Origin of the sequence: Nocardiopsis sp. JB363 (assembly GCF_900143625.1) — a bacterium.
Taxonomy (GTDB): Bacteria; Actinomycetota; Actinomycetes; order Streptosporangiales; family Streptosporangiaceae; genus Nocardiopsis.
This window is the reverse complement of sequence record NZ_FRFF01000049.1, coordinates 56,960-83,550: the sequence shown is the minus strand read 5'-3', so window position 1 is coordinate 83,550 and position 26,591 is coordinate 56,960. Positions and strand designations below refer to the sequence as shown.

25 protein-coding genes are annotated in these 26,591 nt (G+C 69.4%); 22 read left to right on the top strand and 3 right to left on the bottom strand.

Going from position 1 to position 26,591, the window contains the following annotated elements; genetic code table 11:
- Positions 1-58 precede the first annotated feature (58 nt).
- Positions 59-349 carry a metal-sensitive transcriptional regulator gene (locus BQ8420_RS08190; protein ID WP_087097221.1) on the bottom strand — a complete coding sequence of 97 codons (291 nt, stop codon included), beginning with the start codon at positions 347-349 and terminating at the stop codon, positions 59-61.
- A 278-nt stretch (positions 350-627) separates the two neighbouring features.
- On the opposite strand from BQ8420_RS08190, the gene BQ8420_RS08185 reads away from it, so the two are divergent.
- The 5 genes from BQ8420_RS08185 to BQ8420_RS08165 all read left to right on the top strand — a co-directional run bounded on the left by BQ8420_RS08185 (position 628) and on the right by BQ8420_RS08165 (position 6,016).
- Positions 628-873 carry a DUF2630 family protein gene (locus tag BQ8420_RS08185; RefSeq protein ID WP_087097220.1) on the top strand — a complete coding sequence of 82 codons (246 nt, stop codon included), beginning with the start codon at positions 628-630 and terminating at the stop codon, positions 871-873.
- A gap of 118 nt (positions 874-991) precedes the next feature.
- Complete coding sequence (locus tag BQ8420_RS08180) at positions 992-1,654, top strand: DUF4126 domain-containing protein (protein WP_087097219.1); 663 nt, start codon at positions 992-994, stop codon at positions 1,652-1,654.
- 53 nt (positions 1,655-1,707) lie between these two features.
- Entirely contained in the window at positions 1,708-2,385 is a 678-nt protein-coding gene (locus BQ8420_RS08175; RefSeq protein ID WP_087097218.1) for an HAD family hydrolase, read from the top strand.
- A gap of 190 nt (positions 2,386-2,575) precedes the next feature.
- Entirely contained in the window at positions 2,576-4,588 is a 2,013-nt protein-coding gene (locus tag BQ8420_RS08170) for an acetoacetate--CoA ligase (protein ID WP_087097217.1), read from the top strand.
- Between the two features lie 168 nt (positions 4,589-4,756).
- On the top strand, positions 4,757-6,016 hold the full coding sequence (locus tag BQ8420_RS08165) for a heparan-alpha-glucosaminide N-acetyltransferase domain-containing protein (RefSeq protein WP_087097216.1): 1,260 nt from the start codon (positions 4,757-4,759) through the stop codon (positions 6,014-6,016).
- Positions 6,017-6,025: 9 nt separating this feature from the next.
- Here BQ8420_RS08165 and BQ8420_RS08160 read toward each other — a convergent pair whose 3' ends face one another.
- On the bottom strand, positions 6,026-6,712 hold the full coding sequence (locus BQ8420_RS08160; RefSeq protein ID WP_087097215.1) for a hypothetical protein: 687 nt from the start codon (positions 6,710-6,712) through the stop codon (positions 6,026-6,028).
- A gap of 357 nt (positions 6,713-7,069) precedes the next feature.
- Between BQ8420_RS08160 and deoC the strand changes: the two genes are divergently transcribed.
- The 7 genes from deoC to BQ8420_RS08125 all read left to right on the top strand — a co-directional run bounded on the left by deoC (position 7,070) and on the right by BQ8420_RS08125 (position 14,174).
- Positions 7,070-8,017 carry a deoxyribose-phosphate aldolase gene (deoC, locus tag BQ8420_RS08155; RefSeq protein WP_087097214.1) on the top strand — a complete coding sequence of 316 codons (948 nt, stop codon included), beginning with the start codon at positions 7,070-7,072 and terminating at the stop codon, positions 8,015-8,017.
- A 2-nt stretch (positions 8,018-8,019) separates the two neighbouring features.
- On the top strand, positions 8,020-9,450 hold the full coding sequence (locus BQ8420_RS08150; RefSeq protein WP_087097213.1) for an aldehyde dehydrogenase family protein: 1,431 nt from the start codon (positions 8,020-8,022) through the stop codon (positions 9,448-9,450).
- Positions 9,443-10,369, top strand: a complete 927-nt coding sequence (locus BQ8420_RS08145) for an aldehyde dehydrogenase family protein (protein ID WP_087097212.1) — start codon at positions 9,443-9,445, stop codon at positions 10,367-10,369. Before BQ8420_RS08150 ends, BQ8420_RS08145 begins: the two co-directional genes overlap by 8 nt.
- A gap of 65 nt (positions 10,370-10,434) precedes the next feature.
- Positions 10,435-11,070: an N-acetyltransferase gene (locus BQ8420_RS08140; RefSeq protein ID WP_235006000.1), complete on the top strand. Its 636-nt coding sequence runs from the start codon at positions 10,435-10,437 to the stop codon at positions 11,068-11,070.
- Between the two features lie 2 nt (positions 11,071-11,072).
- The gene (locus BQ8420_RS08135) at positions 11,073-11,675 is read left to right on the top strand and encodes a GNAT family N-acetyltransferase (RefSeq protein ID WP_369825485.1); all 603 of its coding nucleotides are present in this window, start codon (positions 11,073-11,075) and stop codon (positions 11,673-11,675) included.
- Positions 11,672-12,469, top strand: a complete 798-nt coding sequence (locus BQ8420_RS08130; RefSeq protein WP_087097209.1) for a purine-nucleoside phosphorylase — start codon at positions 11,672-11,674, stop codon at positions 12,467-12,469. Before BQ8420_RS08135 ends, BQ8420_RS08130 begins: the two co-directional genes overlap by 4 nt.
- A gap of 31 nt (positions 12,470-12,500) precedes the next feature.
- A complete protein-coding gene (locus tag BQ8420_RS08125; protein ID WP_087097208.1) occupies positions 12,501-14,174 on the top strand; it encodes a phospho-sugar mutase in 1,674 nt (557 codons plus the stop codon).
- A 12-nt stretch (positions 14,175-14,186) separates the two neighbouring features.
- Here the strand turns inward: BQ8420_RS08125 and BQ8420_RS08120 are convergent, their stop codons facing one another.
- Positions 14,187-14,681: an Lrp/AsnC family transcriptional regulator gene (locus BQ8420_RS08120; protein ID WP_087097207.1), complete on the bottom strand. Its 495-nt coding sequence runs from the start codon at positions 14,679-14,681 to the stop codon at positions 14,187-14,189.
- A gap of 749 nt (positions 14,682-15,430) precedes the next feature.
- Between BQ8420_RS08120 and BQ8420_RS08115 the strand changes: the two genes are divergently transcribed.
- The 10 genes from BQ8420_RS08115 to BQ8420_RS08070 all read left to right on the top strand — a co-directional run bounded on the left by BQ8420_RS08115 (position 15,431) and on the right by BQ8420_RS08070 (position 26,549).
- Positions 15,431-16,468, top strand: a complete 1,038-nt coding sequence (locus BQ8420_RS08115) for a thiamine pyrophosphate-dependent dehydrogenase E1 component subunit alpha (RefSeq protein ID WP_087097206.1) — start codon at positions 15,431-15,433, stop codon at positions 16,466-16,468.
- Positions 16,465-17,487 (top strand): alpha-ketoacid dehydrogenase subunit beta, encoded by a 1,023-nt coding sequence (locus BQ8420_RS08110; protein ID WP_087097205.1) that lies wholly within the window; start codon positions 16,465-16,467, stop codon positions 17,485-17,487. Before BQ8420_RS08115 ends, BQ8420_RS08110 begins: the two co-directional genes overlap by 4 nt.
- 5 nt (positions 17,488-17,492) lie before the next feature.
- Positions 17,493-17,834, top strand: coding sequence for a biotin/lipoyl-containing protein (locus BQ8420_RS08105; protein WP_087097204.1), 342 nt, complete (start codon positions 17,493-17,495; stop codon positions 17,832-17,834).
- A gap of 159 nt (positions 17,835-17,993) precedes the next feature.
- Positions 17,994-18,725, top strand: a complete 732-nt coding sequence (locus BQ8420_RS08100; protein WP_087097203.1) for an alpha/beta fold hydrolase — start codon at positions 17,994-17,996, stop codon at positions 18,723-18,725.
- Positions 18,726-19,072: 347 nt separating this feature from the next.
- Positions 19,073-20,128: a BMP family protein gene (locus BQ8420_RS08095; RefSeq protein ID WP_087097202.1), complete on the top strand. Its 1,056-nt coding sequence runs from the start codon at positions 19,073-19,075 to the stop codon at positions 20,126-20,128.
- Between the two features lie 189 nt (positions 20,129-20,317).
- Positions 20,318-21,919 (top strand): ABC transporter ATP-binding protein, encoded by a 1,602-nt coding sequence (locus BQ8420_RS08090; protein ID WP_087097201.1) that lies wholly within the window; start codon positions 20,318-20,320, stop codon positions 21,917-21,919.
- The gene (locus BQ8420_RS08085) at positions 21,916-23,505 is read left to right on the top strand and encodes an ABC transporter permease (RefSeq protein WP_087097200.1); all 1,590 of its coding nucleotides are present in this window, start codon (positions 21,916-21,918) and stop codon (positions 23,503-23,505) included. Before BQ8420_RS08090 ends, BQ8420_RS08085 begins: the two co-directional genes overlap by 4 nt.
- Positions 23,502-24,758, top strand: a complete 1,257-nt coding sequence (locus tag BQ8420_RS08080) for an ABC transporter permease (protein WP_087097199.1) — start codon at positions 23,502-23,504, stop codon at positions 24,756-24,758. The genes BQ8420_RS08085 and BQ8420_RS08080 overlap by 4 nt, the downstream gene beginning before the upstream one ends.
- The gene (locus BQ8420_RS08075; protein ID WP_087097198.1) at positions 24,737-25,156 is read left to right on the top strand and encodes a cytidine deaminase; all 420 of its coding nucleotides are present in this window, start codon (positions 24,737-24,739) and stop codon (positions 25,154-25,156) included. Before BQ8420_RS08080 ends, BQ8420_RS08075 begins: the two co-directional genes overlap by 22 nt.
- 103 nt (positions 25,157-25,259) lie before the next feature.
- Positions 25,260-26,549: a thymidine phosphorylase gene (locus tag BQ8420_RS08070; RefSeq protein ID WP_087097197.1), complete on the top strand. Its 1,290-nt coding sequence runs from the start codon at positions 25,260-25,262 to the stop codon at positions 26,547-26,549.
- The last annotated feature ends 42 nt before the right edge of the window (positions 26,550-26,591 follow it).

The window sequence follows — 26,591 nt, the reverse complement described above, 5'->3', positions numbered from 1 at the left end:
GCCTGAGCGGGGACGGTGCCGGCAACCCGTGGCCGGGTCCGGTCGAGTGGGACGGTCCTCAGGAACGGACCAGGCGGGCGATGGCGTCGGAGGCCTCGCGGACCTTCTCCTCCGCTTCGTCGCCTCCGTTGGCCACGGCGTGGGCGACACAGTGCTTGAGGTGTTCGTCGAGCATGGACAGCGCGAAGGAGCGCAGTGCCTTGTTGGCGGCGGAGGTCTGGGTGAGGATGTCGATGCAGTACTGATCGTCCTCGACCATGCGCTGCAAGCCGCGGATCTGCCCCTCGATGCGGCGGAGTCGGTTGATGTGGCTCTGCTTGTCGTGGCTGTAACCGTGGTTCGCCGTCATGCCGCCATTTCCCTCTTGTGCCTGCTCAGCTACCATAACAATACCCCCTCAAGGTATCCAAGGGCTGGACCTCGTGGTCTATTCCGCCCGGCCGGCCGCAGACACGGAACGATTCACCACCAACGCGGCCGTAGTAGGAGTTTCCCAGACGGCCAGGGTCGGCCGGTGCGTGTCGGTGGAACCCTTCGGCCCGGCCCCGCGTAAACGTTCGGTCCGAACCGGGCAATCGACGCCCGGGACCCTTGCCCCGGCGTCCGCGCCGTACCGACCATGGCGTTATGAGCGACAGCGAAGAACAGGACATCCTGACGACCATCCGTGGCCTGATCGACGAGGAGAACGCTCTGCGCTCCGATTCGGAGGGCCTGGACCCGAACGAACGCGGTCGGATGAAGGACCTCCAGGGCGCACTCGACCAGTGCTGGGACCTGCTGCGTCAGCGCCGGGCCAAGAGCGAGTTCGGGCAGGACCCGGACGAGGCCCGGGCGCGGCCGGTATCCGAGGTCGAGAACTACCGGCAATGACGTCGAACCACGGATGACGCGGGTTCCGCAACCGAACACTCACGGCGAGCATCAACACCAGTAGTGCCGGCCCCACGGGTCGGCACCGCTTCCTGTCCGTCTTGCGCGAAGGAACCGCATGTTCGCCACCCTCACCGGGTTGGGCCTGGCCTCGGCGGCCGGGCTCAACGCCTACGTCCCCCTGCTGCTGGTGGGGTTGATCTCCCGTTTCACCGAGCTGCTCCCGCTCGGCCCGTCCTGGGCCTGGTTGGAACACCCGGTCACCCTGATCAGTCTCACGGTGCTGTTGGTGGTGGAGTTCGCGGCGGACAAGATTCCCGCGCTGGACAGTCTCAACGACATCGTCCAGACGGTGATCCGGCCGACCTCCGGCGGGATCACGTTCGGCGCCGGCGCGTCGACGATGGAACTGACCGAGATCACCGGTGAGGCCTCGGGGGCGGCGGCCACCTCCGGTGGGGTGCTGTGGGGCGCCGTCATCGCCGGCGCGGTCATCGCCCTGGCCTTCCACCTGGTCAAGGCGTTGGCCCGCCCCGTGATGAACGCGATGAGCTTCGGTGCGGCCGCCCCGGTGGTGTCCTTCCTGGAGGACGTCGTCAGCTTCCTGGCCTCGTTGATGGCGATCCTGTTGCCGGTGTTCATCCTCATCGTGTTCCCGCTGATGGTGCTGTTCGCGGTGTGGGTGGTGCGCCGACGTCGACGGCTGCGCGGGGAACGTCGGTCGGCCGGTCAGACCGGTCAGGTCGGTCAGGGCGGCCATGACCTGGGTGGCCCCGCCTGAGAGTGGCCGAAACCGCATACCGAAAACCGGCGTCTGGTCGTAAAGTGCATCCGATGGCTGAGATGACTTTCGATAACCGCAATCCCCACCACATCGTCTGGGACTGGAACGGAACCCTCCTGGACGACAACCACGCCAACCTCGCCGCGGTCAACGCCGTCTGCGCGGGGTTCGGTCGCGAATCCGTGGAACTGGAGTACTGGCGTTCGATCTTCCGCCGCCCGCTCATCTCCTGCTACGAGGAACTCCTCGGGCGGTCCTTCGCCGAGGGGGAGTGGGAGCGGGCCGAGGAGCTGTACGACAGCAACTACGTGAAGCACCTGCCCACGTGCGACCTCGCCCAGGGCGTCCCCGACGTCCTGCACGACTGGAACGGCAAGGGCGGCACCCAGTCGCTGCTGTCCATGGCCTCCCACGACCACCTGGTCCCGCTGATCGGTGAACGCGGGCTCACCCCGCACTTCACCCGGGTCGACGGGCGCAGGTTCGAGACCGAACAGGACTCCAAGGCCGAACACCTGGTCCACCACCTGCGCCACCAGGAACTGGACCCGGCCCGGGTCGTCCTCATCGGCGACATCGACGACGACGCCCGTGCCGCACACGAAGCCGGCGCGCAGTCGATCCTGGTCGCCAGTGGACTGATGTCCCGCGCTCGGTTGGAGGCCACCGGCGCCGTGGTCGTCGACTCGCCGACCGAGGCCGTCGCCATGGCGATGTCCCTCGGATGATCCCCGGTCAACGTGGGGACTCCACTCTTTCCGCACCCGCGGAGGTGGGGTTTCCACGTTCCGCCATCACCACGGTGACCTGCGAACGCCGGTGTGTCCACTAGGCCGAACCGGCCCGTGAACGCGGGCGTGGCGTGTTGTTAGATGGGTCTCACAGCAACGCAAAGCCACGCGATCGGAAGGCGGGTCAATGACGGAGAGCAGCGTGCCCCGTTTGCTCTGGGAACCCGACGAACAGCGGATCGACTCCGCCAACATCGTCGCGTTCGCACGATGGGCCGCACGGGAGAAGGACGTCGACGCCTTCGGGGGCGGCGACACCACCAAGGCGCGGGACTTCGACTACGACGCCCTGTGGCGCTGGTCGGTCACCGACGTCGACGGGTTCTGGGCCTCCATCTGGGACTACTACGGGGTTCGGGCCGACACCCCCCATGAGACGGTCCTGGCCGACCGGAGCATGCCCGGGGCGCGGTGGTTCCCCGGATCCACCCTCAACTACGCCCGACACGTCTTCGAGGGCCGCCGCGACGACGCCGTCGCCATCCGACACGCCACCGAACTGCGCGTGCTCGGTGAGTGGACCTGGGGTGAGCTGCGCGAACGCACCGCCGCCATCGCGGCCGGACTACGCGAACTGGGCGTGGGCGAGGGCGACCGGGTCGCCGCCTACCTACCGAACCTGCCCGAGACCGCCGCGGCGTTCTACGCCGTGGCCTCGCTCGGCGCCATCTGGTCCTCCTGCTCGCCCGACTTCGGTGTTCGCAGCGTCATCGACCGGTTCGCCCAGATCGAACCGAAGGTGCTGCTGGCCGTGGACGGCTACCGGTACGGCGGCAAGGACTTCGACCGCCGTCCCGTGGTGGAGGAACTGCGCGGCGCCCTGCCCACCGTGGAGCACACGGTCCTGCTCGACTATCTGACCCCCGGCGCCGAACTGGAGGGGGTCCTGTCCTGGACCGACCTCACGGCCTCCGGCTCGGGCGCCGAACTGACCTTCGCCCCCGTCCCCTTCGACCACCCCCTGTGGGTGCTCTATTCCTCGGGCACCACCGGTCTGCCCAAGGCCATCGTCCAGGGCCACGGCGGCATCCTCCTCGAACAGCTCAAGAACCTGAACCTGCACCTGGACGCCCAGGAGCACGACCGGGTCTTCTGGTTCACCACCACCGGGTGGATGATGTGGAACTTCCTGGTCAGCGTGTTGCTGACCAAGGCCTCCATCGTCCTGTACGACGGCAGTCCCGCGGCGCCGGACCTGGAGGCGCTGTGGGACCTGGCGGCCGAGGCCGGGGTGACCGTGTTCGGTACCAGCGCCGGGTACCTGTCCTCCTGCATGAAGGAGGGGATGAGTCCGCGCGAGGGCCGCGACCTGTCCGCGTTGAAGGCGATCGGCTCCACCGGTTCCCCGCTCAGTCCCGAGGCGTTCTCCTGGGTGTACGAGGAGCTCGGCCCCGACCTGTGGCTGTTCTCCACCAGCGGCGGCACGGACATCTGTAGCTGCCTGGTCGGTGGCACCCCCACCCTTCCGGTGTACGAGGGCGAGATCCAGTCCCGGGGGCTGGGCATGGCGGTGGCCTCCTGGGACCCGGACGGCAAGGAACTCATCGGGGAGGTCGGTGAGCTCGTGGTCACCGAACCCGCGCCGTCCATGCCGGTGTTCCTGTGGGGCGACACCGACGGCGAACGTCTGCACGACAGCTACTTCGCCGTCTACCCGGGGATCTGGCGGCACGGCGACTGGATCGAGATCACCGAGCGGGGCACCGCGATCATCTACGGTCGCTCGGACTCCACCATCAACCGCGGTGGCGTGCGGATGGGCACCAGCGAGATCTACCGGGCCGTCCTGGCCCTGGACGACGTCCTGGACGCCCTGGTGGTGGACGTTCCGCAGCAGGACGGCTCCTCCCGGATCGAACTGTTCGTCGTGCTGCGCGAGGGCGCCGACCTGGAGGGCGACGTGCCCAAACAGATCGCCCGCCGGATCCGCACCGACTGCTCGCCCCGGCACGTCCCGGACCGGGTCCGCGCCATCGCGGCGGTGCCGCGCACCCTGTCCGGAAAGGTGCTGGAGGTCCCGGTCAAGCGCATCCTCATGGGCGAGCGCCCGGAGAAGGTGGCCAGCCGGGACTCGCTGGCCAACCCCGAGGCGTTGGACCACTTCAGCGAGATCGTCGACGGGGATCCCTCCCGCCGGTGAACACCGGGCCCGGGGCGCGCACACACACGCACCCCGGGCCCGCGTCGTGGGACGCCGTTCACGTTCGGAGGTTGCTTCGTGGTCGGCCTTCGCGGCCGGCCGGGTGTGGCCGTTAGGAGAACGTCAGGAGGTTGGTGGCCGGTACGGAAGCGGCATAGCCTGACGAACGTGGCACAGAACCAGTCTGACGACACCGGAACCCTCCCCGACGATCGTCCCCCGGCCAAGCGTCGTGTCGACGGCATCGACGCCGCCCGGGCGCTCGCGGTCTTCGGCATGTTCGCGGTCCACCTCGGGGTGGTCTCCTTCGGACTGCTGCCCGAGGAACAGGGCTGGGAGCTGCACGGACTGGTCCGTGGCAACTCCTCGGCGCTCTTCGCCTTCCTCGCCGGTGTGTCCCTGGCCCTGATGAGCGGACGCACGGAGCCGATCGGGGGTGTGCCGCTGCGCCGGGTGATGGTCAAGATCGTGGCCCGGTCGGTGACCATCGGCCTGCTCGGGCTGTTCCTGGACTCGCTCGCGGTCCCGGTCGCCATCATCCTCACCTACTACGCCGGGTTCTTCGTCCTGGCGCTCCCGCTGATCCGAGCCCGGGCGGTCCTGCTGTGGATCGCCGCCGCGACGCTGGCCGTCTTCGGCCCGGTCGTGTCCTTCCTGTTGCGTCAAGACCTGTTCCCGGTGGAGCCGCGCACCGGCGCCCTCACCTCCTTCTCGGAGTTCTTCCTCACCGGCTACTACCCGGCCATCACGTTCATGGCGTTCATGTTCGCCGGCATGGCGGTGGGCCGCATGGACCTGACCGCGACGGCGGTGCGTGTGCGCTTGGCCGTGGGCGGCGCCGTCATGGCCGCCGTCGGTTACCTCGGACCGTGGACGCTGCTCTACCCGATGGGCGGCCTGGATCGGCTCACCGAGGCCGACAGCACCTTCCTCAACGGACGTCCGTTGAGGAAGGTGGACGCCGGGACCGCCGAGGAACTGCGATGGAACACCATCGACGCCATGCACAGCATCAGTGGGCAGGTGCCCACCGACAGCTGGTGGTGGTTGGCGGTGGGCACTCCGCACACCGGAACCACCTTCGAGATGTTCGAGGCGGTCGGCCAGGCGTTGCTGGTGCTGGTGATCTGCGTGCTGCTGGCCGAGCGGCTGCCGCGCGTGATGTACCCGCTCACCTCGGTGGGGCGGATGCCGTTGACCGTCTACACCGGACACATCCTCGTCCTGGCGGTCATCGTCGCGTTCCACCCGGAGAACGCCGCGGGCGGACCGTTCTATCTGGAGTGGTTCATCCTCGGCTCGTTCGTGTTCGCGACCCTGTGGCGCTACCTGCTCGGGCGCGGTCCGCTCGAACGCGGGTTGGGCGAGATCGCCGATGGCGCGGTGGTCATGGTGGAGGGGGTCGGCGGCCGGGACCGGCGCGGCTGAGCGAGACGGTCAGTCGTTCTCGGGTCGCCGGATGTTCGCCGAGGTGCGGTCCCGGTGGGCGAGCGAGTCGGTGGTGGTCCGGGTGTTCTGCCGGATCAACCTGCGGGCGTCGTCGGCGGCCGAACGCGCCACCTCCGGCCGTGCCACCGGTCGCTGGGAGAGTTCGGCGTCCTGCGGCAGCCCGATGTCCATGGGCAGGCCGGCCCTGCCGATCACCCGCAGCTGGGAGGCCTCCTGGGAATGGGAGGGGCGGATGTCGCCGTCGGGGGTCTTCCAGGCGGTCAGGCGGTGGACGAACCAACGCCCACCCCGGAATTCCTCGCCGCGGTCCCAGACCGTCCCGTCGGGACGTTCGAGGAGGGCGTGCCGTAGGTCGGCCAGGGTCCACCCGGCGGAGAAGAAGCGGGCGGACTCGTCCTTGAGGAAGGCGAAGTCCACTCCGCGCAGCGACGGGTCCTCCCGTCGGATCAGCTCACAGGCCTCGTGCACGGCGTGCGGGGTGTGCCGTGGCCGGTGCTCCGGGTCGAGGACGGGTTTGCGCAACAGGGTGTCGTCGACGGTCACGATCACCTCGCCCCGCCGGTTGTCCCAGATGCTCACGTCATCGCGCGCCCACCCCTGGGCCTCGGCCAGGGCGGTCGCCATCTTTCGCAGGTCGACCTGCGCGTCGTCACTGCTGATCCGGAATTCCGCCATGGCGCCCAGAGTAGTCGCCCGGGGTGACGGTCGTGCTCGGTCGGCGTCGTCGAAGGGAGTGGTCCGGTCTAGACCGCACTGGTCGACAAGGGAGTGACTCGCATCGAGGAAAGTGCCGTTTTCGGGTGATTTGAGCAGTCATTCGGAGGAAAGAACGGCGGGTGGAGGCCATTTGTCTTGGAGACTCCTCCAACCTTGGCGGCGCCGAACGCGCGGGGCGGCGCCACCGGGCGACCCGGGGTTATGGTGACTGCCCGACGGCCCCGGCCGGGACGCGGCGTCCCCGCGACCGACCCGGGACCGGCCGTCCCCGCCCTTTCCGTGGCGGACGGTCACAGTGAACCGACGAAGCTGTAGGTGCCCGTGTCACACACCGCGACCGCGCCCGAGGCGACCACGAACCACGCGCTCCGGGCCTATCTGTACGGCCTGCCCGGTGTCGACGAGGTCGGCGCCCGGTCCCGGGCCCAGGACCTGTCCACCCGGTCCATCAAGACCACCGCCAAGGCTCTCGCCATCGACCTGGCGATCTCCATGGTGGACCTGACCACCCTCGAAGGAGCCGACACCCCCGGCAAGGTCCGGTCCCTGTGCGCCAAGGCCGCCCTGCCCGACCCGGCCGACCGCACCGTGCCGAAGGTGGGCGCCGTGTGCGTCTACCCGGACATGGTCGCCACCGCCGTGGAGGCGCTGCGCGGCACCGGCATCGGCGTGGCCTCGGTCGCCACCGCCTTCCCCTCCGGACGCGCGCACCTGGACGTCAAGCTCGCCGACACCCGGCGGGCCGTGGCCGACGGCGCGAGCGAGATCGACATGGTCATCGACCGCGGCGCGTTCCTGTCCGGCGACTACCTGAAGGTGCACGAGGAGATCGTCGCGGTCAAGGAAGCCTGCGGTCAGGCGCACCTGAAGGTCATTCTGGAGACCGGTGAGCTGGTCACCTACGACAACGTGCGCCGCGTCTCCCACCTGGCCATGCGCGCCGGCGCGGACTTCATCAAGACCTCCACCGGCAAGGTGGCCCCGGCCGCCACGCTCCCGGTCACGCTCATCATGCTGGAGGCCGTGCGCGACCACCACGCCGCCACCGGCCGCCGGGTGGGCGTCAAACCCGCGGGCGGTATCCGCAACACCAAGGACGCCATCCGCAACCTGGTCCTGGTCAACGAGACCGCCGGGCCCGAGTGGCTCACCCCGGACCTGTTCCGGATCGGCGCCTCCAGCCTGCTCAACGACCTGCTCATGCAGCGCACCAGGTTGTCCACCGGCACCTACCCGGGCCCCGACTACTACACGCAGGACTAGCCGTGATCTTCGAGTACGCGCCCGCACCGGAGTCCCGCTCCGTCGTCCAGTTGCGCGAGACCTACGACCTGTTCGTCGACGGCGAGTTCACCCCGGCCCGGAGCGGTGAGTACCTCACCAGCCTCAACCCGGCCGACGAGGAGGAGCTCGCCCGGGTGGCGGTGGCCGGAGAAGCCGACGTCGACCGTGCCGTCGCCGCCGCCCGCCGCGCCCAGGAGACCGTGTGGGGCCGCATGAGCGGCGCCGAGCGCGGCAAGTACCTGTTCCGCATCGCTCGGATCATCCAGGAGCGTTCGCGCGAGCTCGCCGTCCTGGAGAGCATGGACAACGGCAAGCCCATCAAGGAGACCCGCGACGTCGACATTCCGTTGGTCGCCGCGTACTTCTTCTACTACGCCGGATGGGCCGACAAGCTCGCCCACGCCGGATTCGGTCCGAACCCGAAGCCGCTGGGCGTGGCCGCCCAGATCATCCCGTGGAACTTCCCGCTGCTGATGCTGGCGTGGAAGATCGCCCCGGCGCTGGCCACCGGCAACACCGTGGTCCTCAAACCGGCCGAGACCACCCCGCTCACCGCGCTGGTCTTCGCCGAGATCTGCCAGGAGGCCGACCTGCCCCCGGGCGTGGTCAACATCCTCACCGGCGCGGGCGAGACCGGTCGGGCCCTGGTCGAGCACCCCGGCACGGACAAGGTCGCCTTCACCGGCTCCACCGACGTGGGCCGACAGATCGCGCGGGCCGTGGCTGGCACCGACAAGCGCCTCACCCTGGAGCTGGGCGGCAAGGGCGCCAACATCGTCTACGACGACGCGGCCCTGGACCAGGCCGTGGAGGGCGTGGTGTCCGGGATCTTCTTCAACCAGGGCCACGTGTGCTGCGCCGGTTCGCGACTGCTGGTCCAGGAGTCCATCGCCGAGGAATTCCTGCCCCGCCTCAAGGCCCGCATCGCCAAGCTGCGTCTGGGCGACCCGCTGGACAAGAACACCGACATCGGCGCGATCAACTCCGCCGCTCAGTTGGAGCGGATCCGCGAGCTCACCGACACCGCCGACGAGGAGGGTGTGGAACGCTGGTCTCCGGACTGTGACCTGCCCGAATCCGGTTACTGGTTCGCGCCGACCTTGCTGACCGGCGTCAGCCAGGCCCACCGGGTGGCCCGCGAGGAGATCTTCGGCCCCGTGCTGTCGGTGCTGACCTTCCGCACCCCCGAGGAGGCGGTGGCCAAAGCCAACAACACCCCCTACGGCCTGTCCGCGGGGGTGTGGACCGAGAAGGGCTCACGGATGCTCTGGACCGCCGAGCGTCTACGCGCCGGTGTCATCTGGTCCAACACGTTCAACAAGTTCGACCCGACCAGCCCCTTCGGCGGCTACAAGGAGTCGGGATACGGCCGCGAGGGCGGGCGACATGGTTTGGAGGCCTACCTTGGCTGAGCGGCGCGAGAACAAGAAGAAGGACAAGGGCGCGGCGAAGGCCCCGGCTCGCCTGGCGGTGAAGAAGACCTACAAGCTCTACCTGGGCGGGGCCTTCCCCCGCTCGGAGTCGGGCAGGAGCTACCCCGTGACCTCAGCGGACGGCACCCATCTGGCCAATGCCTCGCTGGCCTCCCGCAAGGACGCCCGCGACTCCGTCGCCACGGCCCGCAAGGCCTTCGGCGGCTGGTCCGGACGCACCGCCTACAACCGCGGCCAGATCCTGTACCGGATCGCCGAGGTCATGGAGGGACGGCACGGTCAGTTCGCCGACCAGTTGGTCACCGCCCAGGGGATCGGCCGGGCCGAGGCCGACCGGATCGTATCGGCCGCCGTGGACCGCTGGGTGTACTACGCCGGGTGGACCGACAAGTTCGCCCAGGTCATCGGGGGCTCCAACCCGGTCGCAGGGCCGTACTACAACCACTCGGCGCCCGAACCCACCGGTGTGGTCGTGGTGTTCGCGCCCCAGGACGCACCGCTGCTCGGTCTGACCTCGGTGCTGGCCCCGGTCATCGCCACCGGCAACACCGCCGTGGTGGTCGCCTCCGAGGCCGCGCCGCTGCCCGCGATCGAGCTCGCCGAGGTGCTCGCCACCTCCGACGTGCCCGGCGGGGTCGTCAACGTCCTCACCGGGAAGGTGGGCGAGCTCGGTCCGCACCTGGCCGCGCACGCCGACGTCAACGCCCTGGACCTGGCCGGTACCGGCGATCAGGCCGTGGAGTTCGAGAAGGCCGCCGCCACCACCCTCACCCGGGTGCTGCGCCCCGGACCGGAGACCGACGGCGGCGAGGAGGCCTGGCTCGACACCGACCCCGGAACCTCCCGCATGACGCCCTTCTTGGAGACCAAGACGGTGTGGCATCCGGTCGGAGTGTAAGACTGACGGTCGGGCCCGCTTCGCGATCGAGGCGGGTCCGCTCCGACAGCGAGTGGAGGATGAAGGTGCCGGCGAACACCCCCGAACAGGCCCAGCCCCCAGTTCCCGAACATCGCACGGTCCCCGGACTGCGCCTGGTCCGACTGGACCGCAACAACCCCGAGGTCGACCTGCTCCGTGAGGTCGTGGCCCGTCAACGGGTCGCACCCGGGCAGCGCAGGTTCGTCGACGAGGCGGTGCACACCCTGCCCCGTGCCGATGACGACCCGGAACGTTTTCCCTACGCGATCGTCCTCACCGACGGCGATCTGTCCGACCGTTCCGGCGCCATGGAGGCTTGCGTCGGGTTCGGCATCGTGGACCGACGCGGGATCCTGCGCGAGGTGGTCGACGAACCCGACAAGGCGGTGCTGCTGCGCGCCTTCTACGTCGCACCCGAACACCAGGGCAGGGGGATCGGCCGTACCGCGTGCTCGGCCCCGCTGCTCGACCTGCTCGTCGCCCAGGTCGCGCCCCGGACCGAAGAGATCGTCCTGTGCCTCAACGAAGGCAACGAGGACGGTGAACGTACCTACCGTGCCGCCGGGTTCGAACCCACGGGTCGTCTCCACGACGCCGGTGAGCACGGGCCCCAGCGTGTGTTCGCCCGACCGTTGCAGACCGGATCGCACCCGGTTCCCCGACTCCCGGAGCCCCGTTGACCGTGGACCGTGGGCGTCCCGACGTGCGCCTGGTCCCGCTGGACCAGGCCACGCCGGAGACCACCGCCCTGCGCGAGGCGCTGCTCGACCACGACCTGCCGCCCGAGCAGCTTCGCTTCACCGGCCTGCCGGCGCAGACCCTGCCCGAAGCCGACGACGACCCCGCGCGACTTCCCTACGCGATCGTCGTCGGGGAGGAGGCGATCGTCGAGGAACAGCAGGCCCGCGCCCGCTGCGCGGGGTTCGGCGTCCTCGATGGGAACGCCTACGGGCACCTGGTCGACGCGCCGGAACGCGCGGTGCTGCTGCGCGCCTACTACGTCACGCCACAATGGCAGGGGCGAGGGGTCGGTCGTGCCTCCTGCGCCCCGCCCCTGCTCGACCGCCTGGCCTCGACGGCAGCACCGCACGCGGAGGAGATCGTGCTCTGCGTGAACCGGGCCAACCTCTCGGCCCAGCGCGTCTACACGGCCGCCGGCTTCGCCTTCACCGGGACCACCGTTCCCGGGGACGCGGGGCCCCAGCACGTGATGACACGACCCCTGGGCATCAGAACCCACCTCGCGCCGCGCCCGCGGCACCGACGAACGGAGATTCCGCAGTGACTCGCACACCCCAGGCCGCCGCCGAGCAGGCCGCAACCGAACTGCGTGAGCTCACCGGTGTGGACGCCTACGACATCGCCCTGGTGATGGGATCCGGGTGGGCTCCCGCCGCGGACCTGCTCGGCGACGCCAAGCACGAACTGCCCTCGTCCGACCTCTCCGGTTTCCTGAAGCCCGCTGTGGACGGCCACAGCGGCACCCTCCGTTCCATCACCGACGGCGACCGGAACATCCTCGCGTTCCTGGGCCGTACCCACCTGTACGAGGGGCACGGCACCGATGCCGTCGTGCACGGTGTGCGCACCGCCATCGCCGCCGGAGCCCGGACCATCGTGCTCACCAACGCCGCGGGCGGCATCAACACCGACTACGCCGTCGGTTCCCCGGTGATGATCACCGACCACCTCAACATGACCGCGAAGTCGCCGCTGGCCGGCGCCAACTTCGTCGACCTCAGCCAGACCTACAGCCCCGGACTGCGCGCCATCGCCCGTGAGGTCGTCCCGGACCTGCAGGAGGGTGTCTACGCGGCCATGCCCGGCCCGCACTTCGAGACCCCCGCCGAGATCCGCATGCTCCGGGCCCTGGGTGCCGACCTGGTCGGTATGTCCACCGTCCTGGAGGCCATCGCCGCCCGTGAGGCCGGCGCTCGTGTGCTCGGCATGTCCCTGGTCACCAACATCGCGGCCGGCCTGGAGGGCGCGAACCTCGACCACCAGGAGGTTCTGGCCACCGGACGCGACTCCGCCCAGGCCGTCGGCCGCCTGCTCGCCGACATCGTCGCCAAACTCTGACCACCAGCGTCCCCACTCGGAAGGTTCCGCCTTGACCGACACCGAACTCCTCGCCCGGGCCCGGGACTGGTACGTCCAAGACCCCGACCCCGTCACCCGGGACGAACTGTCCGACCTGATCACCCGAGCCGAGGCCGGGGACGCGGCCGGCCTGGCCGACCTGCGGGACCGGTTCGTCACCGGGCTGGAGTTCGGTACGGCCGGTCTGCGCGGTGAGCTCGGGGCCGGGCCCAACCGGATGAACCGGGTCGTGGTCATGCGCGCCGCGGCGGGTATCGCCTCCTGGCTGGGGAAGGGCGGTCGGCACGTGGTCATCGGTTACGACGCCCGGTACCGGTCGGCGGACTTCGTCCACGACAGCGCCGCCGTCCTCACCGGGGCCGGGCACCGCGTGTCCCTGTTGCCGGAGCCGCTGCCCACCCCGGTGCTCGCCCATGCCCTGCGCGACTTGGGCGCGGACGCGGGAATCGTGGTCACCGCCAGCCACAACCCGCCCAAGGACAACGGCTACAAGGTCTACGTCGGTGGGGTCGGTGACGACGCGGGCAGCCAGATCGTCTCCCCGGTGGACGCCGAGATCTCCGCGGCCATCGACGCGGTCGGCCCCGTGGGCGACCTACCGCTCGGGAAGGGCTGGACGGTGCTGGGCCCCGAGGCCCTGGACCGGTACCTGGACGCCGTCACCGCTCTGCCCCTGGGCGAGGACCGGGACCTGTCGGTGGTCTACACGGCCATGCACGGGGTGGGCGGACGTGTGCTGGTGGAAGCGGCTCAGCGGGCCGGGTTCGCCGACCCCACGGTGGTCGCCGAACAGTTCGCACCCGATCCCGCCTTCCCCACGGTGGCCTTTCCCAACCCGGAGGAGCCGGGCGCCATGGATCTGGCGCTGGCCCTGGGGGAGCGGATCGGCGCGGACCTGATCGTGGCCAACGACCCCGACGCCGACCGGCTGGCCCTGGCGATCCCCGGATACGGGATGCTCACCGGAAACGAGGTGGGCGGGCTGCTCGCGCGTTACGTGCTCGACCACACGAGCGGTGCCGAACGAGTGGTGGCCACCTCCATCGTCTCCTCCAGTCTGCTGGAGAAGGTCGCCCGTGCCCGGGGTGTGCACTACGAGGAGACCCTCACCGGGTTCAAGTGGCTGGCCAGGGCGGGTGCGCCGGGGCAGCGACGGGTGTTCTCCTACGAGGAGGCTCTGGGCTACTGCGTGGGAGGTGACGCGGGGCGTCCGGTGGCGGACAAGGACGGGATCAGCGCCGCGCTGATGGCGATGGCCCTGGCCGCGACGGCCAAGGTCGAGGGGCGCACCCTCGTGGATCTGATCGACGAGCAGGCCCGCGAGTTCGGGCTGCACCTGAGCGATCAGCTGTCGGTACGGGTCCAGGATCTGTCGGAGATCTCCGCGGCGATGCGGCGGCTGCGCGCCGAACCGCCCACCGCGTTCGGCCCCCTGAAGGTGTCGGGGGTCGTCGACTTCGCCGGCGGCCACGAGGGTCTGCCGCCGACCGACGCGTTGCGCTTCGAACTGGAGGGCGGGACGTGGGGGCGGGTCACGCTGCGCCCCTCGGGTACCGAGCCCAAGCTGAAGGCCTACGCCGAGGTGGTGTCGGGGGTCGGGGGCGACGTCGCGGCCATCCGCGCGCATGGCTCGAAGGTGCTGTCCGAGCTGATGACCTCGGTCGCCGAAGTGGTCAGGGGATGATCGGGCGGAGGCTCACTCCGCTTCTTCGGCGGGTTCGACGACGGGGCGGTGGACGACCTCGTCGATCACGGTGAGGGTCTGGGTCGAGGTGACCCCGGGGAGTGCCTGGAGGCGTGTCAGGATCAGGTCGCGCAACTGGTTGGTGTTGGCGACCCGGACCAGCAGGACGATGTCGGCCGACCCCACCACGTACCAGCAGTACTCGATCTCCGGGTAGGAGGAGAGGATCTCCCGGTTGGCCCGCCAGTCGGGCTGGCTGCCGGAGATGAGCACCAGCGCGGTGACGCCCAGGCCCATCTTGGAGTGGTCGGTCACCACGGAGTACCCGCGGATGACACCGTCGTCGGTGAGCCGCTTGATCCGGTTGTAGGCCGTGGCGCGAGAGACGTTGGCCAGTGCGGCGATTTCCGTGATCCCGGTCCGAGCGTCCTTGGCGAGAGCGCTCAGGATGGTCTGGTCGGTCGAGTCCGGCCGCCGGCCGTTCCTGCGCTGGTCGCCCATGGCCATTGCGTGCTCCTCGTGTGCTCTTGTCGTTGTGCTCAGCTCCTCGCTGTCGACGTTGACAGGAAGCTAAGGAAATACCAGGTGAACGTTGTTTTCGTCCATTGAAATCTCAGTCGGCGAGATACGGGCGCGGGTTCGGGCGTCGGGGGTCGGGGGAAGGGGGATGCGCTCCGGAACTCTTGTGCGAACCCACCAAGTGGTGAACGCGATGGTGGGGTTCGACTGTACTCATGGTTGACGCACGGGATGAGTCGTCGGTTTCCCCGACTGGTCGGTAACTACACTCTGGTGGCCGAAATCAGCCATATGTTCTCGCCAAAGAGGCCATTCCGGTGCTATTTGTCGTAACTGTGCGGACATACAACGGCTCCAGTGGGCGGGGCTTCGAAGGTACGGTGCGCGACGCCGATCAGGCACCCCTCGTGTTCGGATCGCAACGCGTCGGTGTCCGTTCCGGGGCGTACCGGGTGCCGGGGAACGTCCGTCGGCGGTGACGCCGGGCGGGTCCGTGCCAGCGGCGGTTGATCATGATTCGTGATGTTTGGCGTGGCGTGTCGTTTTCCTTATCCCTGGACATCAAATCCTGGACGTTGGCGAACGATAAAGGCCCAGCTGTGCGGGAATGTCTCGACTGGTTGGCTGTATCTAGCGCAATCGTCCAGTTATGCGGAGAATCAAGGGCAGGACCGTGACCACCCCGAGCCCGGGGCGCGCCACCGCGCGCTCCAGGGCCACGTTGGGAGCCGCTCGACATGCCACCCCGAGAGTCGACGGGCCAGGCCACCATCACCGTGGAGCACCTGTCGCCCGAACTCACCCGCGGTCTCTACCGAGACATGCGTACCGCGCGCGATCTCGACACCGAGGCCATCGCCCTGCAACGCCAGGGCGTCTTCCCCGCCTACGTCTCCGTCCGAGGACAGGAGGCCGCACAGGTCGGCGGCGCCGCCGCGCTCGACCCCACCCGCGACTTCGTCTTCCCCACCTACCGCGAGATGGCCGCGGCCCTCGCCTACGGCGTCGAGATGGTCGGCTACATGGCCACTCACCGCGCCCTGTGGCACGGCGGCCTCTACGACGTCATGGACTCCCGCTTCGGCGCCGTCAACGCGGTCGTCGGCGGGCCGGTGCCGCACGCCGTCGGCTGGGCGGTCGGCGAGAGACTGCGCGGCGGCCAAGGCGTGGCCATGGCCTACTTCGGTGACGGAGCCAGCTCCGAGGGCGACGTACACGAGGCCATGAACTTCGCGGGGGTCTTCACGGCACCCGTCATCTTCTTCTGCCAGAACAACCAGTGGGCTTTGTCGGTGCCCAACCACCGTCAGGTCGCCGGTGGTTCCATCGCCGCGCGCGCCCAGGGCTACGGCATCGAGGGCGTCCTGGTGGACGGCAACGACGTCGGCGCCGTCCACACCGCCACCGCCGAGGCCGTTCGGCGGGCGAGGGAGGGCGGCGGTCCCACCGTCATCGAGGCCCTCACCTACCGGGTCGAACCGCACTCCACCTCCGACGACCCCGGTCGGTACCGGAACGAGGCCGAGGCCGACCGCTGGCGTGAACGCGACCCTCTCACCCTGCTGCGCGCCGCCATGATCGAGGCCGGCCACGCCGACGAGGACCACCTCGACCGGATCGACGCCGAGTCCGCGAAGCGGGCCGAGGAGATCCGCGACGGTGTCGCCGAGGCCGCCGAGCCCCACGGCTCCGAACTGTTCACCCACGTGTTCCGGGAGACCACCGAGGATCTGACCCGGCAGCACCGCACCTGGCAGGAAGAGGTCGAGCTGTGACCGAGTTGATCGAGCGCGCCGCCGCCCCGGGCACCGAGGGCGAGACGGTCGAACTGTCCATGCAGCAGGCCATCAACCGGGCCCTGCGCGTCCTGCTCGACGAGGACCCGGAGGTGCTCGTCTTCGGCGAGGACGTCGGCGCCCTCGGCGGTGTCTTCCGCGTCACCGACGGCCTGCAGAAGGAGTTCGGAGAGCAGCGTGTCTTCGACACCCCGCTGGCCGAGTCCGCCATCATGGGCATGGCGGTCGGTCTGGCGATGAACGGCTGGCGGCCCGTCCCCGAGCTCCAGTTCGACGGTTTCGCCTACCCCGCCATCGACCAGATCGTGAACCAGGTGGCGCGTATGAACTACCGCACCCGCGGCGCCGCGCCCATGCCGATCACCCTGCGTCTGCCCTCCTTCGGTGGCATCCAGGCCCCCGAACACCATGGTGAGAGCCTGGAGGCGCTCTTCGCGCACACCCCCGGCCTGAAGGTCGCCGCGCCCTCCGACCCGGCCGAGGCCTACAGCCTGCTGCTCCAGTCGGTGCGCTCCGACGACCCGGTCGTGTACATGGAGCCCAAGGCCCGCTACTGGGACCGTCGACCGGTCCGGTTGAGCGAACCCACCGACCCCATCGGAACCAGCCGGATCGTCCGCCCGGGCCGGCACGCCACCCTCGTCGCCTGGGGCGCGATGGTGCACAAGTGCGTGCAGGTCGCCGAACTGGCGGCCGAGGACGGCGTGGAGCTGGAGGTCCTCGACCTTCGCTGGCTCAAGCCGATCGACGCCGCCGGGCTCGCGGCCTCGGTCTCGCGCACCAAGCGCGCCGTGGTCGTGCACGAGGCGCCGCTCACCGCGGGGCTGGGCGCGGAGGTGGCCACCCTGATCACCGACGGCTGCTTCCGCGACCTGGCGGCCCCGGTCCAACGTGTCACCGGGTTCGACGTCCCCTACCCGGCCGGCCCACTGGAGTCCCAGTACCTGCCGACGATCGACCGCGTCCTGCTCGCGGTCCAGCGCACCCTGGAGTACTAGCCCACATGGCAGAAGAGAACATCACCTTCACCCTCCCCGACCTCGGTGAGGGGCTGGTCGAGGCGACCGTCCTGGAGTGGCAGGTGGCGGTCGGTGACGTGATCGGCCGCAACGACCCGCTGGTGGAGGTGGAGACCACCAAGTCCGCCGTGGTGATCCCCTCGCCCAAGGCCGGACGTGTGGTGGAACTGCACGCGGAGGAGGAGACGGTCGTTCCCGTGGGCGATCCGTTGGTGACCTTCGCGGTCGAGGTGGCGGAGGCTCCACGGGCCGGCATCGTGGGCAAGGTGCCCACCGAGGAGGCGACGCCGCGCCGCCGGGTCCGTCTCAAACCCCCGACGGACTGATCAACCGATCGGTCAAAGGTCCCATCTTTATTGGAGGCCTGTTCGGATGTCGACACGAGTGCCGGCCCGTGCCAGGGTTATTCATTCATGGGAACATCTGAATAGGCCTCCGTTTTCTTTGGTGAAATGCCCGAACCCGTGAAAGGCACGGAAAGATTCATGACCGCGAATCTCGCCGGAGACGTGAAAATAAGCTATGCGGATTTGCCGCCGCAGGCCCCGAGCGGCTCCGTGCCGGTGCTTCTGTTGCACGGTTTCGGAAGCTCCTTCGACATGAATTGGCGGGCCACCGGTTGGCCTCGCGCACTGGAGTCCGCGGGCCGCCGTGTGATCGGTCCGGACCTGCGCGGCCACGGGGGCAGCGACAAGCCCACCGACAGCGGGCTCTATCTGCCCGAACACTTCGTCGCCGACCTCCTCCGCCTCCTCGACGAGCTCGGTCTGGGGAGCGTCGACGTGGTCGGTTACTCCATGGGGTCCAGGCTGGCCTGGGCGCTCGCGCTCACCGCCCCCGAACGGGTGCGTCGCGTGGTGTTGGGAGGGTTCGGCCCGGTCGACGCGCTGGCCGGGCTCGGTGAGCACGAACCCGGGGCGGGGGACACCCCCTTCGACCACGTCTTCCGCGCGGTCAGCGGGCTGCCCGGAAACGACCCCGAGGCGCTCGCCGCCTGCGCGCGCGGCCAGGCCGCCGACCCCTTCACCGTCGAACCCGGGCCCGAGGGCGTACCGCTCCTGCTGGTGGCCGGGGCGAAGGACACGGTGGCCGAGGGCGCCGCGGACCTGGCCGGCTCCCGCGAAAGCGCCTTCGTGGAGATCCCCGGGCGTGACCACGCCAACGCGGTCTCCTCCAGGGTGTTCAAGCAGGCCGTGGTGGACTTCCTCGCCGACTGACCCGTGGGAGTCGAAGGGCCCGAAATTGGGTCAGGCCGGTCTAGACCGGCCGGCTGCCACGTGGGTGTGTGACCAAAGGTGAGGGTCGCAGCACAACCGGTGGTAAGCCCGTGTTCTTCCTGGAAGAGGGGGTCGAAAACCGGGAAAAGCCGAAGGGCGGGCCGATCCCGGTGTGCTCTTGGTAACTTCCGAGTAAGGCCCCGTGTCACTTGGCTCTCGCCTTCATAACAACTCAGGCCGTGGGTTAGGTGTACTTTCCGTCACGGGATATTGTCCGGCAGCAGAACTCAGGCCGGTCCCGCGCGGAATGCGGCACCGCTGAGAGGGCGAAGGGGAGAGTTACCCAAGTGAAGCGTAGTAACGCAGCCAAGTTCGCCGCCGCGGCCGCGGCGGGCATGCTGGCACTCACCGCGTGCGACAGCGCGGTCGAAGACGGCGACAACGGCGGTGCCGACGGCGGGGACGAGGCCTCCGAAGTACGCGTGGGCCTGGCCTACGACGTCGGTGGTCGCGGCGACCGTTCCTTCAACGACTCCGCGTTCCGCGGTCTGGAGCAGGCGGCCGAGGAACTGGGCGTGGAGACCCAGGACTTCGAGCCGGCCGACGGCGAGCCGGACTCCGCCAAGGAAGAGCGCCTGGCCACCATGGCCGAGGAGGGCTACGACGTCGTCATCGCCGTCGGGTACGCCTACGACTCCGCCATCCAGGCGATCGCGCCCGAGTACCCGGAGGTCCACTTCGCCATCGTGGACTCCGAGGTCGACGGGATCGACAACGTCACCAGTCTGGTCTTCGCCGAGGAGCAGGCCTCCTTCCTGGCCGGTGCCGCCGCGGCGCTGACCACCGAGGAGGACCACGTCGGCTTCGTCGGAGGTGTTGAAGTTCCACTGATCCGTAAGTTCGAGGCCGGCTTCACCGCCGGGGCCGAGCACGTGACCGAGGACATCGACGTCGAGATCGACTACCTGAGCCAGCCACCAGACGACAGTGGTTTCGGGGATCCGGCGCGTGGCCGCGAGGTCGCCCAGGCTCAGTACGACCGCGGCGCGGACGTCATCTACCACGCCGCCGGCGCCTCCGGCAACGGTGTCCTGGAATCGGCCGTCGACAACGACTTCACCTTCATCGGTGTGGACAGCGACCAGTACGAGAGCGCCGAGGACGAGCAGAAGCCTTACGTGCTGACCTCCGCCATCAAGCAGGTCGACGTCTCGGTCTTCGATCTCATCAGCGCCGCCACCGAGGACAACGTCGAGGGCGGTATCCAGCGCTTCGACCTCGAGCAGGGCGGCGTCGACTACACCACCTCCAACGAGGAGGCGATCGCTCCGATCCAGGAGGAGCTCGACGAGCTCAAGGAACAGATCATCGCCGGTGACATCGAGGTTCCCACCGAGCCGTAAACGGGCACGGAACCCATCACCGAGCGGGCACCGGGCCCGCGCCGTGGCCCATCGGTCACGAGGAACGGAGCCGAAGGGGGCCCTGCGCCCCTTCGGCTCCGCCCGGTAGCCGTACCGCGACGAAGGTGTCCGGACGTGGCCGATCCCGGCCCGCCCACGCCTCGCCGCAAGTTCCCCAAGAGGAGTCTGATGAGCAGCACGCCATCGGGCGGCGGGTCGAATGGACCCGCCGCCGTTGAGCTGCGCGGGATCACCAAGCGTTTTCCCGGCGTCGTGGCCAACCACGACATCGACATCACCGTGGCTCCCGGTACCGTGCACGCCATCGTCGGCGAGAACGGTGCGGGCAAGTCCACGCTGATGAAGACCCTGTACGGCATGCACAAGCCGGACGAGGGCACCATCCACGTCAAGGGTCGAGAGGTGCGGTTCCACTCGCCCTCCGACGCGATCAAGACCGGCATCGGCATGGTGCACCAGCACTTCATGCTCGCCGACAACCTCACCGTCCTGGAGAACGTGGTCCTGGGCGCCGAACGCCGCCACGGCATCGGCAACAAGGCGCGTGTGCAGATCCGTGCCCTGTCCACCCAGTACGGCCTCGGGGTGGACCCCGATCGCCTGATGGAGGACCTGGGCGTCGGTGACCGCCAGCGTGTGGAGATCCTCAAGGTCCTCTACCGAGGCGCCGAGACCATCATCCTGGACGAGCCCACCGCGGTCCTGGTCCCGCAGGAGGTCGACGAACTCTTCGACAACCTGCGCGAACTCAAGCGCGAGGGCCTGACCGTCATCTTCATCTCGCACAAGCTCGACGAGGTCCTGTCGGTCGCCGACGAGATCACCGTCATCCGACGCGGCACCACCGTCGCCACCGCGGACCCGCGCACCACCACTGCGCGGGAGCTGGCCACACTGATGGTCGGTGGCGAACTGCCCGTCCCCGAGCTGCGCGAGTCCACCGTCACCGACCACGTGATCCTGTCCCTGGACGGGGTCACCGTCACCTCCAACGACGGTCGCAACGTGGTCGACGACGTCAGCGTGGACATCCACAAGGGCGAGATCGTCGGCATCGCCGGTGTGGAGGGCAACGGCCAGTCGGAGCTCATCGAGGCCATCATGGGCATGCGTCGGGTCTCCTCCGGCCACATCCGCCTGGAGGAGCACGACGTCACCTCGTGGTCCACACTGCGCATCCGAGAGGCGGGCGTCGGCTACATCCCCGAGGACCGGCACCGCCACGGTGTGCTGCTGGAGTCCCCGCTGTGGGAGAACCGCGTTCTGGGCCACCAGACCCGCGAACCCAGCGTGCGCGGGCCCTGGATCGACCGGGCGGGGGCCAGACAGGACTCCGAGCGCATCGTCGCCGAGTACGACGTGCGCACCCCCGGCATCGACGTCATCGCCGACGCGCTCTCCGGTGGCAACCAGCAGAAGTTCATCATCGGCCGGGAGATGAGCGGGACACCGTGCTTCCTGGTGGCCGCGCATCCCACCCGGGGCGTGGACGTGGGTGCTCAGAACGCGATCTGGGAGCAGCTGCGCGAGGCCCGGGCCGAAGGTCTGGCCGTGCTACTGGTCTCCGCGGACCTGGACGAGCTGATCGGTATGTCCGACACGCTGCACGTCATCCTGCGCGGCCGTCTGGTGGCCGAGGCCGACCCGACCAACGTCACCCCCGAGCAGCTCGGTTCCGCCATGACCGGCGCCGGTCTGGAGGGCGACCAGGAAAGTGAGTCCGGTGCGAGCGACGTCACCGACGCGGAAGAGAACGAGGGCGGCGCATGAGTAAGCTTCCCCGCCCCGACACGACCATGTCCGGACCCGTGGCCGCCGCGATCGCGGTGGTCCTGGGTACCGGGGTCACCGTGGGGCTCGACCTGGCGCTGCTGTGGTGGGTGGCGCTCATCATCGGCGTGGTGGTGGCCTTCGGCTTCGTGGCCTGGTCCGCCCCGCTGGTACCCGAGGAGAGCAGATCGGGGGCCGACGGCGCCAAGGAGGAGGGGACCGCCCTCCACAACACCCTGGTGGTGCCCACGGCGCTGCTCCTGGCCGTGGTGACCGGCCTGCTGTCCGCCTGGCTGCTGGACCTGCAACTCCAGGAGTGGGCCGCAGCCCTGATCGGCGGCGCCATCGGATCGGCGCTGGCGTTCGTGCTGTTCCACCGGTTGTCCACCATGTTGGCGCTGTCCTTCGCCGCGGTGTTCGCCGCGGGGATCCTCGCCATCGGTGTGACCGCCGCGGTGCTGTACTTCAGTGGCATCCCGCCGCTGGCCACCTTCGAGCGGATGCTCGAATACGGCACCAGGCCCAACAGCATGGTGCAGATCATCAACGACGGCGTCACCTACTACCTGGCCGCCGTGGCCGTGGCGATCGGCTTCAAGATGAAGCTGTTCAACATCGGCGTCGACGGCCAGTACCGGCTGGCGGCGCTGCTGGCGGCCGCGGTCGGCGGTTACCTGGTCCTGCCGCCGGTGATCAGCCAGTTCGTCGTCATCGTCACCGCGGTCGCGGTCGGTGGCGTGTGGGCGGGCATCGCCGGTTACCTCAAGGTCTCCCGTGGCGTGTCCGAGGTGATCTCCACGATCATGCTCAACTCGATCGCCACCGGCATCACCGCCTACCTGTTGACCGAGGGGCGCCTCGCGGTCGAGATCAGCACCAACAACATCGGCACCCCGCCCATCCCCGAGTCCGGTTGGGTCCCCGGCATCCCGGCGACCTTCCTCGGCTCGGAGCGGGAGATCTTCGGTCTGCTCTTCCTCGCCGTGGCCGTGGGCATCGCCTACTGGATCATGCTCAACCGCACCCGGTTCGGCTTCGAACTGCGGGCCACCGGCCAGTCCATGACGGCGGCCGAGGCCAGCGGTGTCGACGTCAAGAAGATGGTCTTCCTGTCCATGCTCTTCTCCGGCATGGTCGCGGGGCTGGTGGGTCTGCCGCAGTTGCTCGGCAGCTCCCACTACTACGCGCTGGACTTCCCGACCGGGATCGGCTTCATCGGTATCGCCATCGCGCTGCTGGGCCGCAACCACCCGGTGGGCATCGTCTTCGCCTCCCTGTTCTGGGCCTTCCTGAACCAGGCGGCGGGGATCCTGCCCTTCGACGGCATCCCCCAGGAGATCGCGGTCATCGCGCAGGCCACCATCGTCCTCACGGTCGTCGTGGTCTACGAGGTGGTCCACCGCTGGGGCCGTCGCTACCAGCAACAGCAGATCGGTAGGCAACTCGGTCGGACGACCGAGACCACACCGGAGCCCGCGGCCGTGTCCCACGGCCCGGAGCACGGTTCCGACGCGGGTGCCGACGGCGCCCCCGGCCGCTCCGAGGAAGACGGCACCGACGACAAGAGCGGTGGGGAGACACAGTGAGCCAGGAACTCAACGTGATGGAGTCGGTGACCAAACGCCGACCCAAGGGGTGGGCGCGCTGGCGCGTCCTCACCCTGTTGATGGCGGTCTTCGTGTCCCTGGCGGGCCTGCGGGTCATCACCGGCCAGGACATGCTGACCGACGCGGGCACCGTCCGCACCACGCTGACCTTCGCGGTCCCGATCGGTCTGGCCGCCCTGGGTGGTCTGTGGGCCGAACGCGCGGGCATCATCAACATCGGTCTCGAAGGCATGATGATCTTCGGGACCTGGTTCGGGGCCTACTTCGCGTGGAGCTTCGACAACCCGTGGATCGGTCTGCTCGCGGGAACCCTGGGAGGCATGCTCGGCGGTCTCATGCACGCGGTGGCCACGGTGACCTTCGCCGTGGACCACATCGTGTCCGGTGTGGCCATCAACATCCTCGCCCTCGGCGCCATGCGCTACATGTCGATCCTGGTCTACTCCGACATCCCGGGCGCGGGCGCGGCCCAGTCCCCGGTGGCGCCGTCGTTCCCGACGCTGAACGTGCCCTGGTTGCCCGAGGTCCTCGCCCCCGTAGCCCAGAGCGGGATCTTCCTGGTCAGCGACCTGGCGTCGCTGGTCATCGGACTCACCACCCGCATGTCCGCGCTCACCCTCATCGCCATCCTGCTGATCCCGATCACCTACCTGGTGCTGTGGAAGACCACCTTCGGGCTGCGGCTGCGGTCGGTGGGCGAGAACCCCGACGCCGCCGAGTCCCTCGGTGTGCCGGTGTACACCCTCAAGTACATCGCCGTGGTCGTCTCCGGTGGCCTGGCCGGCATGGGCGGCGTGTTCCTGGCGATCGTCGCCTCGCAGATCTACCAGGAGGGGCAGACCGGCGGCCGCGGCTACATCGGTCTGGCCGCGATGATCTTCGGTAACTGGCGCCCGGGCGGCCTGGCGATGGGCGCGGGCCTGTTCGGCTACACCGACGCCCTCCAGGTGCGCGGCGGTGGCGCGGCCATCCACGCCCTGCTGTTGCTCTTGGCCGTGGTGCTGCTGGTGGTGGCCGTCTGGCAGGTGCGCAAGGACCGCAAGGGCATCGCCATCACCGGGTTCCTCACGGCGGTCGTGCTGTTGCTGTGGTACTTCAGTACCGACTCGCTGCCGCGCGAGTTGGCCACCTACAGCCCGCACATCGCCACCCTGCTGGTGCTGTCCCTGGCCTCGCAACGGCTACGGGCACCCGCCGGGGTCGGTAAACAATGGAGGGCGAGCCGGTCATGAGCGCATCCGAGACGACGGTGGACTGGGCGGCCCTGAGAGAGACCGCCCGGGAGGCCATGGGCCGTGCCTACGCGCCCTACTCGAAGTACCCGGTGGGTGCGGCGGCGCTGGTCGACGACGGCCGGGTCGTGAGCGGCTGCAACGTGGAGAACGCCTCCTACGGCGTGGGCCTGTGCGCCGAGTGCGGGCTCGTCAGCGCCCTGCACGCCACCGGGGGCGGCCGGCTGGTCGCCTTCGCCTGCGTGGACGGCCGGGGCGAGGCCCTGATGCCGTGCGGGCGCTGCCGCCAGCTGCTGTACGAACACGGCGGTCCCGAGATGCTCCTGGACACCCCCGAGGGGATCCTCCCCATGGAACGGGTGCTGCCCCAGGCGTTCGGACCGCACAACCTCACCTGATCAGTCGATCACCAGGCGTCTCCCCGGCCCCGCCCCGCGTGGTCGGGGAGACGTCGTTTCAGCCACGTTCTCCGTCGGAGGACAGCCATGGAAGGGACATGACATGGACGTCATCGAGATCATCCGTGCCAAGCGTGACGGGGGAGAGCTCGCCCCCGAACAGATCGACTGGGTGATCGGGGCCTACACCCGTGGCGAGATCGCCGAGGAACAGATGTCGGCGTTGGCCATGGCGATCTTCCTCAAGGGAATGAACCGCGCCGAGGTGGCCCGCTGGACCGAGGCCATGTTGGACTCGGGGGAACGCCTGGACTTCTCCGACCTGGCCCGACCCACCACCGACAAGCACTCCACCGGTGGGGTGGGCGACAAGATCACCCTGCCGTTGACGCCCACCGTGGCGGCCTGCGGGGCGGCCGTGCCCCAGCTGTCCGGGCGCGGGCTCGGTCACACCGGCGGCACCCTCGACAAGCTGGAGTCGATCCCGGGGTGGCAGGCGTCGCTGTCCACCGAGGAGATGCGCCGGGTCATCGTCGACACCGGCGGGGTGATCTGCGCGGCCGGTGCCGGACTGGCACCCGCCGACCGCAAGCTCTACGCCCTGCGCGACGTCACCGGCACCGTCGAGTCCATCCCGCTCATCTCGGCCTCCATCATGAGCAAGAAGCTGGCGGAGGGTACCGGATCGCTGGTGCTCGACGTCAAGGTGGGCTCGGGCGCGTTCATGAAGGACCTGACCGCCGCCACCGAGCTGGCCCGCACCATGGTGGACATCGGCAACGACCACGGGGTGCGCACCGTGGCGCTGCTGACCGACATGGAGAGCCCGCTGGGCCGCCAGGTCGGCAACGCCCTGGAGGTCGCCGAGGCCGTGGAGGTGCTCTCCGGCGGTGGACCGGCCGACGTGGTCGAGCTGACCGTGGCCCTGGCCCGGGAGATGCTCGCCGCCGCCGGTCTCACCCCGGGCGAGAACGGGGTCAAGGACCCGGCGGAGGCGCTGCGCGACGGCAGCGCCCTGGAGTCCTGGAAGAACCTGATCCGGGCTCAGGGCGGTGATCCGGACGCGCCCCTGCCCGAGGCCGCCGAGAGCCGTGTGGTGCTCGCCCCGGCCACGGGCACGGTCACCCGTCTGGACGCCTACCAGGTCGGCCTGGCCGCTTGGCGGCTGGGCGCGGGACGGGCGCGCAAGGAGGACGCGGTGTCCTTCGGCGCCGGCGTGACCCTGCACGCCAAGCCGGGCGAGGAGGTCGTCGCGGGCGAACCGCTGTTCACCCTGCACACCGACGAGACCGAACGCTTCGCGTGGGCGGCGGAGGCCTTGGAGGGGGCCTGCGACATCGGTGGCGCCGACGAGTGGACCCCGAGGCCGTTGGTCATCGACCGCGTCGCCTGAGCCGGCCCGAACCAGGGGCGGAGGGGTGGGGCGGGCGCCGGA